General features: G+C 68.6%; 13 protein-coding genes. 7 read left to right on the forward strand and 6 right to left on the reverse strand.

Going from position 1 to position 13,573, the window contains the following annotated elements:
- Nucleotides 1–16: 16 nt before the first annotated feature.
- Entirely contained in the window at nucleotides 17–574 is a 558-nt protein-coding gene (locus AB5J56_RS24845; protein ID WP_369235086.1) for a hypothetical protein, read from the reverse strand.
- A gap of 61 nt (nucleotides 575–635) precedes the next feature.
- On the opposite strand from AB5J56_RS24845, the gene AB5J56_RS24850 reads away from it, so the two are divergent.
- Nucleotides 636–2,048, forward strand: a complete 1,413-nt coding sequence (locus AB5J56_RS24850; protein ID WP_369235088.1) for a M1 family metallopeptidase — start codon at nucleotides 636–638, stop codon at nucleotides 2,046–2,048.
- A gap of 105 nt (nucleotides 2,049–2,153) precedes the next feature.
- On the opposite strand, the gene AB5J56_RS24855 is transcribed toward AB5J56_RS24850, so the two are convergent.
- Complete coding sequence (locus tag AB5J56_RS24855; RefSeq protein WP_369242751.1) at nucleotides 2,154–3,704, reverse strand: M4 family metallopeptidase; 1,551 nt, start codon at nucleotides 3,702–3,704, stop codon at nucleotides 2,154–2,156.
- A gap of 275 nt (nucleotides 3,705–3,979) precedes the next feature.
- On the reverse strand, nucleotides 3,980–4,513 hold the full coding sequence (locus AB5J56_RS24860) for a GNAT family N-acetyltransferase (RefSeq protein ID WP_369235090.1): 534 nt from the start codon (nucleotides 4,511–4,513) through the stop codon (nucleotides 3,980–3,982).
- A 92-nt stretch (nucleotides 4,514–4,605) separates the two neighbouring features.
- On the opposite strand from AB5J56_RS24860, the gene AB5J56_RS24865 reads away from it, so the two are divergent.
- Nucleotides 4,606–5,064 carry an N-acetyltransferase family protein gene (locus AB5J56_RS24865; RefSeq protein WP_369235092.1) on the forward strand — a complete coding sequence of 153 codons (459 nt, stop codon included), beginning with the start codon at nucleotides 4,606–4,608 and terminating at the stop codon, nucleotides 5,062–5,064.
- Nucleotides 5,065–5,141: 77 nt separating this feature from the next.
- Here AB5J56_RS24865 and AB5J56_RS24870 read toward each other — a convergent pair whose 3' ends face one another.
- Complete coding sequence (locus tag AB5J56_RS24870) at nucleotides 5,142–5,717, reverse strand: TerD family protein (protein WP_369235094.1); 576 nt, start codon at nucleotides 5,715–5,717, stop codon at nucleotides 5,142–5,144.
- A 186-nt stretch (nucleotides 5,718–5,903) separates the two neighbouring features.
- Here AB5J56_RS24870 and arfB point away from each other — a divergent pair, with 186 nt between their 5' ends.
- Nucleotides 5,904–6,332: an alternative ribosome rescue aminoacyl-tRNA hydrolase ArfB gene (arfB, locus tag AB5J56_RS24875; RefSeq protein ID WP_369235096.1), complete on the forward strand. Its 429-nt coding sequence runs from the start codon at nucleotides 5,904–5,906 to the stop codon at nucleotides 6,330–6,332.
- A gap of 103 nt (nucleotides 6,333–6,435) precedes the next feature.
- Nucleotides 6,436–7,380, forward strand: a complete 945-nt coding sequence (locus tag AB5J56_RS24880) for a sigma-70 family RNA polymerase sigma factor (protein WP_369235098.1) — start codon at nucleotides 6,436–6,438, stop codon at nucleotides 7,378–7,380.
- A 62-nt stretch (nucleotides 7,381–7,442) separates the two neighbouring features.
- Here the strand turns inward: AB5J56_RS24880 and AB5J56_RS24885 are convergent, their stop codons facing one another.
- Nucleotides 7,443–7,952: a flavin reductase family protein gene (locus AB5J56_RS24885; RefSeq protein WP_369235100.1), complete on the reverse strand. Its 510-nt coding sequence runs from the start codon at nucleotides 7,950–7,952 to the stop codon at nucleotides 7,443–7,445.
- A 472-nt stretch (nucleotides 7,953–8,424) separates the two neighbouring features.
- On the opposite strand from AB5J56_RS24885, the gene cdgB reads away from it, so the two are divergent.
- The 3 genes from cdgB (at nucleotide 8,425) to AB5J56_RS24900 (ending at nucleotide 13,023) form a co-directional block, all read left to right on the forward strand.
- Nucleotides 8,425–10,134 carry a diguanylate cyclase CdgB gene (gene cdgB, locus AB5J56_RS24890; protein WP_369235102.1) on the forward strand — a complete coding sequence of 570 codons (1,710 nt, stop codon included), beginning with the start codon at nucleotides 8,425–8,427 and terminating at the stop codon, nucleotides 10,132–10,134.
- Nucleotides 10,135–10,681: 547 nt separating this feature from the next.
- Nucleotides 10,682–12,073 (forward strand): RNA-guided endonuclease IscB, encoded by a 1,392-nt coding sequence (gene iscB, locus AB5J56_RS24895; RefSeq protein ID WP_369235104.1) that lies wholly within the window; start codon nucleotides 10,682–10,684, stop codon nucleotides 12,071–12,073.
- The gene (locus tag AB5J56_RS24900) at nucleotides 12,070–13,023 is read left to right on the forward strand and encodes a carbohydrate-binding protein (RefSeq protein WP_369235106.1); all 954 of its coding nucleotides are present in this window, start codon (nucleotides 12,070–12,072) and stop codon (nucleotides 13,021–13,023) included. Before iscB ends, AB5J56_RS24900 begins: the two co-directional genes overlap by 4 nt.
- A gap of 69 nt (nucleotides 13,024–13,092) precedes the next feature.
- Here AB5J56_RS24900 and AB5J56_RS24905 read toward each other — a convergent pair whose 3' ends face one another.
- Nucleotides 13,093–13,566: a hypothetical protein gene (locus AB5J56_RS24905; RefSeq protein WP_369235108.1), complete on the reverse strand. Its 474-nt coding sequence runs from the start codon at nucleotides 13,564–13,566 to the stop codon at nucleotides 13,093–13,095.
- Between the last annotated feature and the right edge of the window lie 7 nt (nucleotides 13,567–13,573).

A 13,573-nucleotide genomic window follows, 5' to 3' on the forward strand; every position in this document is an offset into this window, starting at 1 on the left:
TGCCCGGCTGGCCGGCTCAGCTCACGCGGGGAAACCGCGCCTGGAGCGTCCAGATCGCCGGGTTCTCGGCGAGGTCGTCGTGCAGGTCCGTGAGGTCCGCGAGCAGGTCGTGCAGGAAGTCACGGGCCTCGCGGCGGAGTTCGGAGTGCGAGAAGGTCAGCGGCTCCTCGTCCCGCTGCATCCAGTCGGCCTCGATGTCGACCCATCCGAAGCGGCGCTCGAAGTGCATGAGGTCGGTCGACTCGGTGAAGTCGAGCTCCGCGTGCTGTGGGCGGGAGGCCCGGCTGCCGCGCGGGTCCTGATCGAGGTGCTCCACGATGGCACACAGCGCCCACGCGAAGTCGAGCACCGGCACCCATCCCCAGGCTGTGGACAGCTCCCGGTCCGCCTTGGTGTCGGCGAGATAGACATCGCCGCAGAACAGGTCGTGGCGGAGGGCGCGGACGTCCGCACGGCGGTAGTCCGTCTGCGGCGGGTCCGGGAAGCGGTTGGAGAGGGCGTAGCCGATGTCGAGCACGTAGGTGATGGTGTCACGGGTGCTCAGTCCCTGCGCCGGGCCCGGCGCGCTGTGCATATGGCCCGAAGCTCGGACGAACATCCGTAGTTCGGGCAACCGTCCGCATAGGATCACCGACGTGCCCCGATCCTCCGCCGCCGCCCCCTCTGCCCTGGCCCTCACGCTCACCCTGGCCCTCACCGCGTGCGGCGGCAGCGGTGTGCACGGCACCCCCGGTGCCTCCGGCGTCCGCGATCCGTACTTCCCGAAGGCGGGAAACGGTGGGTACGACGTCACGCACTACGCCCTGACCCTCGCCTACGACCCCGAGTCGGAGAAACTCACCGGCAAGGCGGAGATCACGGCGCGCGCCACCCAGGACCTCAGTGCGTTCGACCTCGACCTGAAGGGGCTGGACGTCGGCGGCGTCACCGTCGAGGGGCGCGGCGCCCGCTGGAACCGCAGCGGCCAGGAGCTGACCGTGCGCCCGCACGACGACCTCGACAAGGGCGAGACCTTCCGTACGACGGTCCGGTACTCGGGCAAGCCGGTGACGATCACCGACGCGGACGGTTCGCAGGAGGGCTGGCTGCGGACCGCCGACGGCGCCGTCGGGCTCGGCGAGCCGACCGGGTCCATGACCTGGTTCCCCGGCAATCACCACCCCTCCGACAAGGCGACCTACGACATCACGGTGACCGTGCCCAAGGGGCTGACGGCCGTCTCGAACGGGGAGCCGACGGGTGAGTCCACCAAGAAGGGCCATGCGACGTTCAGTTGGCACACCGCCCAGCCGATGGCGAGCTATGTCGCCACGGTCGCGATCGGCACGTACAAGGTGAGCCGCTCGGTGACGAAGGACGGCGTGCCCGTGTATGTCGCCGTCGACCCGACGCAGGCGAAGGCGAGCGCGAAGGTGCTGGCGAAGATCCCCGAGATCATGGCGTGGGAGAAGCTCAACTTCGGCCCGTACCCCTTCACTTCGACCGGCGCGATCATCGGCGGCCCGGACGACGCGGGCTACGCCCTGGAGACCCAGAACCGCCCCTTCTTCCCCGGCGCCACCGACACCGGCACCCTCGTCCACGAACTGGCCCACCAGTGGTACGGCGACTCGGTCACCCCCAAGAGCTGGCGCGACATGTGGCTGAACGAGGGCTTCGCCACCTACGCCGAGTGGCTGTGGCAGGAGGATCACGGCGGGGACAGCGCCGACGAGATCTTCAACTCCCTCTACAAGGGCGACTATTACGACGACGCGAAGGACAACGAGGCCATCTGGGCCTTCCCGCCCGGGAAACCCGACAGCGCCGCGCACATCTCCGACCCGCCCGTCTACGACCGCGGCGCGATGGTCCTCCACAAGATCCGCGAGACCGTCGGCGACGACACGTTCTACGACATCATCCAAGGCTGGGCCGCCGCCCACCGCCGCGGCAACGCCGACACGGACGACTTCACGGCGTACGTCGAGAAGAAGGCGCCCGGCAAGGACTTCACGGAGATCTGGGACGACTGGCTGTACGGGGACGGCAAGCCGGACCGCCCCTGAACATGAGGCCACCTCTGGTCACCGTGACGAGACGGGGACTCGGTACGCCGACAGCGTGGTCCGGCGTACCGAGTCGCGGACCGGCCAACCGGCCGGTCCGCACCGCTAGTTCACGTTGACGCCGCTCCACGCGGCGGCCACGGCCGCCCGCTCCGGGCTGCTCGCGCCGTACAGGTCGCTCGCCGCCTGGAGGGTGGCGGTGCGGGCGGCCGCGTAGTCGGTGGACGAGGTGAAGTACGTGGTCAGGGCCTTGTACCAGATCTGGTCGGCCTTGGCGCGGCCGATGCCGGTGACCGTCGAGCCGTTGGACGTCGGGGAGTTGTAGCTGACCCCGTTGATGGTCTTCGCGCCGCTGCCCTCGCTCAGCAGGTAGAAGAAGTGGTTGGCGACACCCGATGAGTAGTGCACGTTGAGCCGGCCGACGTTGCGGGACCAGTAGTCGGCGGAGCTGCCGTCCTTGCTGGGCTTGTCCATGTAGCGCAGGGGCGTGCCGTTGCCGTTGATGTCGATCTTCTCGCCGATGAGGTAGTCACCGGGGTCGGAGGAGTTGTTCGCGAAGAACTCCACCGAGGTGCCGAAGATGTCGGAGGTGGCCTCGTTCAGGCCGCCGGACTCGCGGGTGTACTTCAGACCCGCGGTGGCCGCCGTGAGCCCGTGGCTCATCTCGTGGCCGGCGACGTCGAGAGCGGTCAGCGGGTGGTTGTTGGTGATGCCGTCGCCGTAAGTCATGCAGAAGCAGCTGTCGTCCCAGAACGCGTTGACGTAGGCGCTGCCGTAGTGGACGCGGGAGTAGGCGGCCTTGCCGTCGCCGGCGATGCCGTTGCGGTTGAAGGCGGACTTGTAGAAGTCCCATGTCACGGCGGCGCCGTAGGCGGCGTCCACGGCGGCGGTCTGGCGGTTGGCCGGGGTGCCGTCGCCCCAGGCGTCGTCCGCGTCGTGGAAGAGGGTGCCCGTGCCGGACGTACCGCCATTGAGGTCGTACGTCTTGTGACCGCCGCGGCCGCCGTCGGTCAGGTCGAAGCCGCCGGAGGCGGAGGCGGTGGTGCCCAGGGTCACGCTGCCGCTGTACTCGCTGGTGCCCGTGCCGGTGTCGATCGCCTGGTAGGAGTAGATCTTCTTGCCGGTGGTGGCGTCGGTGACGACGTGCAGCTCGCTCGGGGTGCCGTCGTGCTGGAGGCCCTTGACGACGGACTCGTAGGCGAGGACGGGCTTGGCGCCGGCGGCCCAGATCACCTTGCGGGCGGTGGCCGAGGTGGCCTTGTCGGCGGCGGCGAGCGCGGACTTCTTCGCGGTGGCGGCGGAGACGGCGGCGTCGGTGGACGCCACGGATATCCGGGCCTTCGACGCCTTGTTGACGCCCTTCAGGTCGCCGCTCTTCGTCACATGCGTGACCAGGTCGCCGCCGAGGACGGGCAGTCCGGCGTACGTCCGCTCGTAGCGGGTGTGGACGGTGCCGTTCGCGTCCTTGACCACGTCACGGACGACGAGCTTCTCCTGCGCGCCGAGCCCGAGCTCGTGGGCCGTCGAACCGGCGTCCGCCTGAGCGGACTTGATCGCGGCGGTGCGGGCGGAGGCGCTCAGCGGGACGGCGGAGGCCCCCGCCTTCGGGGTGGGGGAGGCGGTGGCCGAGCCGCTCTGTACGGCGAGGACGACCATCGAAGCCGACGCGGCGAGGGCGGCGGCGCGCAGCGCGGTCTTGCGCGGGGTACGCGAGGCACGGGACTGCTGGGTCACTCGAACTCCTTCAGACGAACCACTGGGGATGAGCCGGCCGGCCTCATGGTTGGGGCACAGCCACCTCACAGATGTGGGGTGTGAGGGTGAAGCCTGAGGGGAAGTGCGAGGAGAGAGTGGCACTGTGCACCCCCCTTTTGACAGGGGGCCGTCAACTCTTTACGTGTTCGTATCCGAAAGCCGGGCGGTGCCGACCGCTATACGGACGCCTTCGGAGTCGCGAGCGGTTTGCGCAACACCGCGCAGGGGCGGGCCAGTTGGAGGTCTCGGCGGTGGCCGATGACCTCGTAGCCGAGGGTCGTCCAGAAGGCGAGGGCCTTCGGGTTGTTGTCGAGGACGGCGAGGCGTACGGCGGCCCGGCCCGCGCTGTGGAAGCGGTTCTCGACGAGGGTCGCCAACTCCTTGCCGTAGCCCTTGCGCTGCTCGTCCGCGGCCACGAGGAGCAGGCCGATCCACGGGTCGGGGTCCGCGGGGTCGGGGTGGTGCTCGAGGGTGATCACGACGCCGACGAGCCGCCCGGCGCTGCGCGCGAGCAGTACCTGCACGTCCGGGTTCGCCAACTCGTCGGCCAGCGCGGCGGCCACCTGCTCCGGCCGGATGTCGTCCGGGTCCGGGAAGTCCCCGCTGAGTGCGTGGAAGGCGCGGTTGGAGGCGTAGAGCGCGGTGAGTTCGGTGAGCAGCGGGGCCGGGATGTCGTGGTCGGCGGCGAGGGGGAGGAGATCCAGACGCATGGGCGGAGGTTAGCCAAAGCCGGGGGAGGGGCCGGGGTGCCTGGCCGGAATTCGGGTGCGGGTCCCGTCGTGGCCTGCGATCGTCTTCCGCTGTGAACAGTGATGACGATGTGATTCTTCGTCGTGCGGAGGACTCCGACGCGCGCGCGGCGGCCGACGTGTGGCTGCGTTCCTTCGGTGCGGCGCTGCCGGACGTGCGGCGGGCGCACACGGACGACGAGGTGCGGGACTGGTTCTCGTACGTCGTCGTGCCGGCGTGCGAGACCTGGGTGGCGGTCGCCGAGGGCGCCGTGGTGGGGCTTCTGGTGCTCGACGACGGGGAGTTGGAGCAGCTCTACCTCGAACCGTCGTGGCGCGGACGCGGGCTGGGCGACCGGTTCGTCGCGCTGGCCAAGGAGCGGCGGCCCGACGGCCTGGGGCTGTGGACGTTCCAGGTCAACGACGCGGCGCAGCGGTTCTACGAGCGGCACGGCTTCGTCGAGACCGAGCGGACGGACGGGCTGCGCAACGAGGAGAAGGAGCCGGATGTGCGGTATGTCTGGCAGCCGTAGAGGCCCCGGGGAGTGACGCGAGGGGCCCGGCACAACCGTGCCGGGCCCCTCGTCGGTCCACTGCCCTGCGGCAGACGTCAGACGCTGACGCCGAAGTCCTGGGCGATGCCGACCAGGCCCGAGGCGTAGCCCTGGCCGACCGCGCGGAACTTCCACTCCGCGCCGTTGCGGTACAGCTCGCCGAAGACCATCGCGGTCTCGGTGGCGGCGTCCTCCGACAGGTCGTAGCGCGCGATCTCGGCGCCGCCGGCCTGGTTGAGGATGCGGATGTAGGCGTTGCGGACCTGGCCGAAGTTCTGCGAGCGGTTCTCCGCGTCGTAGATCGAGACCGGGAAGACGATCTTCTCGACGTCGGCGGGGAGGCCCGCCAGGTTGACGTTGATCGCCTCGTCGTCGCCCGCGCCCTCACCCGTGCGGTTGTCGCCGGTGTGGACGATGGTCTGGTCCGGGGTCTGCTTGTTGTTGAAGAAGACGAAGTGACCGTCCGAGTAGACCTTGCCCTGGGGGTTGACGGCGATGGCCGACGCGTCCAGGTCGAAGTCGGTACCCGTGGTGGTGCGGACGTCCCAGCCGAGGCCCACGGTGACGGCGGTCAGGCCCGGAGCCTCCTTGGTGAGCGAGACGTTGCCACCCTTGGACAGGCTTACAGCCATTGTTGGGAGTCCCTTCCCTCGTTGCGTACGAGCAGTCTTGTCCGTACGTATGGGCTTCGTACGGCACGAAGCTACAGCTACCTCTATGAACGCCAAGAGGGGTACCCGAGGTTCCAGGTCTCTTTACTTTCTTTACCCGGGATATTCGAGTGACGTGGACCGGACAGAACGGGGAACATGGAGCCCATGTCCGGTCCCTACCTCATCCGCGGCTCCGTCTCCCTTCCCGAGGCCGAGCTCCTCTGGCGTTTCTCGCGGTCCGGTGGTCCGGGCGGGCAGCACGTCAACACCAGCGACACCCAGGTCGAGCTCGGTTTCGACCTGGCGAAGACCGCGGCGCTCCCGCCGGTGTGGAAGGAGCGCGCCCTGGAGAAGCTGGCCGGCCGGCTCGTCGACGGCGTCATCACCGTCCGCTCCTCCGAGCACCGGTCCCAGTGGCGCAACCGCGAGACCGCCGCCGTACGCCTCGCCGCCCTCCTCGCCGAGGCCACCGCCCCGCCGCCCAAGCCCCGCCGGCCCACCCGCATCCCGCGCGGGATCAACGAACGGCGGCTGCGCGAGAAGAAGCAGCGCTCCGACACCAAGCGCGGCCGCACCGGACGCGACTGGGGCTGAGAGCCTGTGCACAGGCTCTGACCTGCGCAGTCGCCGCTCCCGTCACATTCACCGCCTCCGAAGCGTCAAGTCACTGACGGACCGAGGCGAGGAGATGCGAGCGATGAGCGACGGCGGATTCCCGACGACCGGCAGCGGTCGGGACGATCAAGGCCAGGAGCGTGACTTCCTCGCCCGGAAGTTCGAGGACCACCGCGGTCATCTCCGCGCCGTGGCCTACCGCATGCTCGGCTCGGTCACCGAGGCCGACGACGCCGTGCAGGAGGCCTGGTTCAAGGTGAACCGCGCCGACTCCAGCAAGGTCGGCAATCTCGGCGGCTGGCTGACCACGATCGTGGGCCGGGTCTGCCTCGACATGCTGCGCTCCCGCAGGTCACGCGCCGAGGAGTCGCTGGAGGAGTCCGGTGGCGGGCTGGGCGGCCTGCTCGGCGGCGTGCGGATGCCGGAGCCCGTGCTCAGCCCGGTCAGCGGGACCGACCCCGAACAGCAGGCACTGCTCGCCGACTCGGTGGGCCTCGCCCTGCTCGTGGTCCTGGAGACGCTGAACCCCGCGGAGCGGCTCGCGTTCGTGCTGCACGACCTGTTCGGCGTGCCGTTCGAGGAGATCGCGCCCATCGTGGGCCGTACGCCGGCGGCGTCCCGTCAGCTCGCCAGCCGCGCCCGGCGCCGGGTCCAGGGCGGGGCGCCCGCGCCCGATCCCGACCTGGAGCGCCAGCGGGAGGTCGTCGACGCCTTCCTGGCGGCCGCGCGCGAGGGCGACTTCGACGCGCTCGTCGCGGTTCTCGACCCGGACGTGGTGGCGCGGACCGAGGCCGGCGTGACGACCGGTGCGCGAGCCGTGGCCGCGGGGGCGAGCAGCTTCGGGCATCTGGCCCGGATCGCGCAGCCCGCACTCGTCAACGGCACGGCGGGTGTCGTGGTGTTCGCCGAGGAGCGCCTCGTCAGCGTCCTGGCCTTCACGGTGGTGCGCGGGAGGATCGCGGTGATCGACATCCTGAAGGACCCGGAGCGGCTGGCCGCGCTGGACGTCACGGTCCTGGAGCGGTAGCCGGAGAGCGCGGTGGCCGCAGAGCGCGGTAACCGGAGAAAGCAGCGGCCGCAGAGCGCGGGCTAGCCGAGCTGCCGGTACCTGCCCTGGAAGTACGCCAGCGGCCCGCCGTCCGCGCTCGGCACCGAGGCCGTCAGCACGCGCCCGATGACGAGCGTGTGGTCGCCCGCCTCCACCCGCTGCTCCGTGCGGCACTCCAGGGTCGCCAGCGCACCGCCCACCATCAGCGCTCCGGACACCTTGCCGCGGACGTAGGGGATGTCCTCGAAGAGCAGCCGGTCGCTGATACGGCCCTTCATGGCGAAGCGGCCCGCGATATGGCGCTGGCTCTCGGCGAGCACGGAGACGGCCCACAGGGGCTGCTCGGCGAGCAGGTCGTCCATCCGGGAGCCGTCGCGCAGGCTGACCAGGACCAGGGGCGGGTCAAGGGAGACGGACATGAAGGCCGTCGCGGTCATGCCGACGTCGTCGCCGCCGGGCCCGTCCGGGTCCAGCGCGGGATCGTGGGCGGTCACCAGGACCACGCCCGCGGCCAGCCGGGACATGGCGGCGCGGAACTCGTCGTTGCTCACCCCCTCAGCATGCACGGCCGGGTGGGGGAGAGCGGCAAGGGGAGTCTTCAGCACGGGGAAACGCTAGTGTCCGCCAGGCGATCGCCACATCGGCCGACAGCCCGAGCCGGGTCCTAGGACCGGAGACCGACGGGCCATTGGTCATTAGTCAGTGACGGCCGATCCATTACTGGCACACTCACTCACAGCATTCGCACAGCCGCCCAAACCGTGTTCAGTAAACGCACCTGAAAACACAGAAACTCCACTCAATTGTTCACGTTCCGCTGTGACTTGAGTCACAGGAGCCATATTTTGTTGACCCTGTGTACCGAGTGAGCAGCGCGCTGTGATTCAGTGGCGGGGACGCTGCACGAAGCTGGGCGAGAAGCTGGCAAGTAGCTACCGATCAGTACCGGAGTAGTACCGGAGAGAACGAGTAGTACGCCGGAGAGCACCCTGGAGTTGCTGCGACGTCTCGAGGGGAGGGCGCATGGAGACCGAGTCCGAGCCGTACGTCCGTCTTGCGACGCTGCGGCAACTGCATCAGGTGATGGCGGACATGAACACCGCCCGGAGCCTCGCGGACACGCTGCAGACGGTCGCCGACGGCGTGGTCAACGGCCTCGGCTACGAGCTGGCGTGTGTGAACCTCGTACGCCCCGACGGCGACCTCGTCGTCGCCGCCCTCGCCGGGAACTCCGCCGCCGAGGCCCTCATTACCGGCCGTGTCGGCTCACGCGCCTCCTGGGACCGCCGCCTCGGCATGGGCGAGGCCTGGGGCGACCTGCGGTTCATACCGCACACCGAGGGCTGGGTCCTCGACGAGGACGACGTACCGCAGTGGTACACCGACGGGCCCGCGCCCCGCTTCGAGGACGAGTGGCACCCCTCCGACCGGCTCTTCGCTCCGATGTACACCCCGGGGGTCTCCGGCAGCAGCTGCGGCGAGCTGATCGGCGTGCTCTCCGTGGACCGGCCGCGCAACGGCCGGCACCCCGGCGCCTGGGGCCGCGAGGCCCTCCAGATGTACGCGTTCCAGGCCGCCATCGCGATCAGCAACGCCCGGCTGCGCGCCAACATGCAGCGCGCCCTCGTCCGACTGGAGCGCGAGCAGCAGGCCCTGCGCGCCAGCGAGGAATCCTTCCGCCAGGCCTTCGAGTACGCGCCGTCCGGCATGGCCATCGCCGAGATGGGCGGTGACCAGCACGGCCGGATCCTGCGCACCAACGACGCCCTGTGCCGCCTGCTGGGCCGCCCCGCCTCCGCGATGCGCCGCTACTCCTTCTCCGACCTCGTCCACCCCGAGGACATAGGCACCCTGCTCCGGACCTCCGCCGAGGGCGGACGCGCCGAGCTGCGCCTCGGCCGCCGCGACGGCACCTACGTCTGGGTGTCGCTGCGCAACTCCGTCGTCGCCGACGCCGCCGACGGCCCCCGCTTCCTCCTCACCCACGTCGAGGACATAGAGGAGCGCAAGCGCCGCGAGCTCCAGCTCGCCCACCGCGCCTCCCACGACTCCCTCACCGGCCTGCCGAACTCGGCCGAGCTGCGCTCCCGGCTCAGCTCCCGCCTCTGCCGCCGTCCCACGTCGGCGCAGCTCGGCGCGGTCGAGTCGCTGGACGCGGCGTACGGGCACGGACAGGTGGAGTACGCCGACACGCACCCGGCCCTCGACCAGCACGACCCGCACGCCCTGAACGGTCACGGGCACGGCTTCGACTTCCGGACCGGCGCGGAGGCGTTCGGCGCCTTCGACCACCATGTGCACACCGTCGCGCCCGAAGGTGAGACCGACGACGGCACCAAGGGCCTCGCCGTGCTCTTCTGCGACCTCGACGGCTTCAAGTCGATCAACGACCGGTTCGGGCACAACGCGGGCGACGCGGTGCTGATCGAGGTGGCCAGGCGGCTGAGCAGACAGGTCCGTGACGGTGACACGGTCGCCCGGCTCGGCGGCGACGAGTTCGTGGTCCTCGCCGACGGGCTCGGCCGCGCCGACGCACAGGACCTCGCGGTCCGGCTGCGAGGCGAGATCATCCAGCCCATCCGGATCGACGGACGCGCGATGCGGGTCGGCGCCAGCTTCGGCATCGGATGGGCACACTGCGGGATGACGGCGGACGAAGTGTTGAAATCCGCTGACGAACGGATGTACGTCGAGAAACGTTCTCGTCCCAAACAGCACAGGCGTGCGGGATAGCCCGAAGATCCCCGCAGGTCAGTGGGTCGATGCGGTGAAGGACACCCGTTTGGACCAGTGGGAGCGGGTAGGCTCCTGCGCATTAAGGAGCACCAAGGGGTCACTCGCTCCACGGCCGTACGGGCCGGAGTTCGTTCCGCATTCACGGGATGAGTTCTGAGTGACCAGCCCGAGCCGTCACCGATGAGGGGGTGACCTTGACGGCTACGTTCCGTACAGGTGTGTCGACCCACCAGGCTGTGCTTCCTCAGCAGCCTGCTCTGGAACCTGTGCCTGCAGACACCTCTGGGAGCAGAGACGAAACGGGGTGCGGGGCTCCGCCCGGCCAGGGCGGGGAAGCCGGTACGGGACATAGGCGAGGGGATACCCGTGGCGCGATCACCTTCGCGAGCGGGAGTCACACCGCACTCACCCTGGGTTGAGTGCGGGAGAACACGCTGTCGGTGACGACGGCACCATCAACGAGGACCACATGACGCACGACCATGAGGCACTGGACATACCGGGGTTGCGTGAGCCGCCAGAACCTGGCGCAGGAGCACCCCGGGTGTTCGTTCTGGACCGCAAGGGGTGCCCGCTGATGCCCTGCCACCCAGCCAGGGCTCGTGAACTGCTGCGGAGGGGCCGGGCCGTTGTCGCCCGGTACACGCCCTTCACGATTCGCATCAAGGATCGCCTGGTTGAGAACTCTGAAGTGGCCGGCGTCGTTGTTCGGATCGACCCTGGGTCGAAGGCGACGGGCATCGCGGTAACCGATGACATCACACGGGCTGCGGCCGCTCCCGGTGGGGTCATCGTTCTTCGGCGCGGGCTGTACGCCGTGGAACTGCTGCACCGTGGCGGGGCCATCCGGAAGAGCATGGAGCAGCGCGCGAGCTATCGAAGGCGTCGCCGCGTGGCCAACACGCGATACCGCGCCCCCCGCTTCGATAACCGTCGCCGCCCCGACGGTTGGCTGCCTCCTTCTCTGCAGCACAGGATTGACACGGCCTGGTGCCAGGTGGAGCGACTTGCGCGGCTGGCTCCACTGACCGAAGTCCACATCGAGCGGGTCGCCTTCGATAGTCACGCCATGTCGGCTGGACGGGATCTGACCGGGGCTGAATACCAGCAAGGAACTCTCGCAGGGTATGAGCTGCGCCACTATCTGCTTGAGAAGTGGGGACGGTGTTGCGCGTACTGCGGGAGGAGTGGTGTTCCCTTGCAGATCGAGCACATACAGCCCAAGGCCAGTGGCGGCTCGAACCGCGTCTCGAATCTCACGCTCTCGTGTGCGCCCTGCAACCAGGCCAAAGGCGCCCGCTCGATCGATGACTTCCTGAAGGACAGGCCATCAGTCGTCGCGAAGCTCAAGCAGCAGGCCAAGACCCCTCTTCGGGATGCGGCTGTGATGAACGCCACCCGCTACCGTCTTGCTGACCGGCTTCATGGCCTTGGGCGCTCGGTTTTGTGCTGGTCCGGAGGTAGGACGAAGCGTAACCGAGTCCTGAACGGCCTAGCCAAGTCGCACACCCTCGACGCTCTGGCTGTCGGCGAGGTGGAATCCAGCTGCCGTATTGTGCGTTACCCCTCGCATGTGTTGGTTGCTGCCGCTACTGGGCGTGGCAGCTATGCGCGCACTCGCACTGACAAGCACGGATTCCCTCGTCTCGCATTGCCGCGTACCAAGTCACATCATGGTTTCCAAACAGGCGATCTCGTACGTGCGAACGTGCCAGCCGGAATCAAGGCTGGCACGCATACGGGTCGAGTCGCCGTCCGAGCGTCTGGGCGCTTCAACATCCGTACACGGAGTGGCATCGTGCAAGGCATCGGCCATCAATATGTGCGGCTGCTTCAGCGCGCGGATGGCTATGGCTATGCCATTCGTGTAGAGGAAGAACAGAACCGACGTTCCCCGGCCCGAGCCGCCGGTGTCGATGCAGGAGGAGTTCGATGACGCCCGGCAACAACGGCGCGAGCACGCCCGAGGACGACGACCCGTTCGGCTATCTGTACGCCGACGGTCAGGCCAATGGAGCCGTCCCGCCCAGCGGGGGCGGTGGCTACGGCTACCCCGGCTCGGTCAACCGGGTGCGCGCGGTCGGCGAGCGCCAGTACGGCCAGCCGCAGGCCGCCCAGACCACGCCGTACGGCCAGCAGGTGCCCCAGCAGCCCCAGCCCTACGGCCAGCCGAACGCGCAGTATGCGGCGCCCGAGACCTTCCCCGGCGGCGCGGACACCACCCGGCAGGTGCCGATGGGCGGTGACGGCGGCGGGCGGCGCGGCCCCAACACCAAGGGCCTCCTGATCGGCGCCATCGCCGTGGTCGCGGCGGTCGTCATCGGTATCGGCGTCGCTATGCTCGGCGGCGACTCGGACGACGACAAAGGTGGCGACGCGGCGGGGAGCACCCCGACGGCCTCCCAGAGCGCGGAGCCGAGCCAGTCCGCCACGACGGCGGCCGCGGACGACGACGCGGAGCTGCCGAAGGCCGACGCGAAGGCACTGAAGCTGACCGGTACCACCACGGCGTCCGACATCGAGGGCGCCAAGGCGGACGGCGGCATCTACGTCACGGGCTTCAACCAGGTCGGCGCGAGCGTGACCTGGACGCCGAGCGGCATCCCCAAGGACGGCAAGTACACGCTGTACGTCGGCTACGGGGTGCCTGGCAAGGAAGCCAACGCCACGCTCACGGTCAACGGCACGACATCGACCACGCCTGTCGACATGAAGAATTGGGCGAACGCGCCAGAGGGCGACTATAAAAAGGGCTGGACGCATTCGTACAACTGGATCCAACTCAATAAGGGAACGAACACGATCAAGATCTCGTGCGAGCAGGGCAATCAGTGCGACGCCAACCTCGACCAGGTGTGGCTGGTCAAGGGTTGGGTCGACAGCTGACCCGCCGATTTTGAAACCGCCGCCTCTCAGAGAGGCGGCGGTTTCAAACTTCCGGGACTGTCTCGTTTACTAAGAGGTCCAGTCGGTGCAAGAATTGAGGAGGGTGCTGCCCTCGAATCTTGCTATCTGTACTCCGACATCATGGATGCCGGTGTTGTTCGTCGCGGTCGTATCCCAATTCAGGTTGGTTCCCACGCCGTGGTAATTGGCGTGCCACGGCCAGTACTTGATGGTTCCGGCGTAGTTCTTCGTGAGTAGGCGGACGCTGACGTGGTGATCATCAGCAAGAGCGTCGTATGCATTCATGGTGAGGGCGACTGTGTACTCGGGCTGATTGTAGTTGTAGACGATTATGCCGCCGCTAGCGCCAGTTGTGCTGCACCACCTGTCAACGTCCTGAGCCGCCGCTGGGGTGGCCGTGATGATGCCGATAAGTGCCGCGGAACTCGCCACGCCTGCCGCAGTGGTGAGGATCCTTTTCACGATACCCCCTAGATTTGACATGTACCCGTCAATGGTTCCAAAATTGCTGAGTGAAGTCAAGGGGATG

It is taken from the genome of Streptomyces sp. R21 (assembly GCF_041051975.1).
GTDB lineage: Bacteria > Actinomycetota > Actinomycetes > Streptomycetales > Streptomycetaceae > Streptomyces.

Excerpts from the sequence above, each read along its gene's own strand:
- AB5J56_RS24845 (WP_369235086.1), bottom strand. The coding sequence starts at position 574 with ATGCACAGCGCGCCGGGCCCGGCGCAGGGACTGAGCACCCGTGACACC.
- AB5J56_RS24855 (WP_369242751.1), bottom strand. The coding sequence starts at position 3,704 with ATGGTCGTCCTCGCCGTACAGAGCGGCTCGGCCACCGCCTCCCCCACC.
- AB5J56_RS24860 (WP_369235090.1), bottom strand. The coding sequence starts at position 4,513 with ATGCGTCTGGATCTCCTCCCCCTCGCCGCCGACCACGACATCCCGGCC.
- AB5J56_RS24870 (WP_369235094.1), bottom strand. The coding sequence starts at position 5,717 with ATGGCTGTAAGCCTGTCCAAGGGTGGCAACGTCTCGCTCACCAAGGAG.
- arfB (WP_369235096.1), top strand. The coding sequence starts at position 5,904 with ATGTCCGGTCCCTACCTCATCCGCGGCTCCGTCTCCCTTCCCGAGGCC.
- AB5J56_RS24880 (WP_369235098.1), top strand. The coding sequence starts at position 6,436 with ATGAGCGACGGCGGATTCCCGACGACCGGCAGCGGTCGGGACGATCAA.
- cdgB (WP_369235102.1), top strand. The coding sequence starts at position 8,425 with ATGGAGACCGAGTCCGAGCCGTACGTCCGTCTTGCGACGCTGCGGCAA.
- AB5J56_RS24900 (WP_369235106.1), top strand. The coding sequence starts at position 12,070 with ATGACGCCCGGCAACAACGGCGCGAGCACGCCCGAGGACGACGACCCG.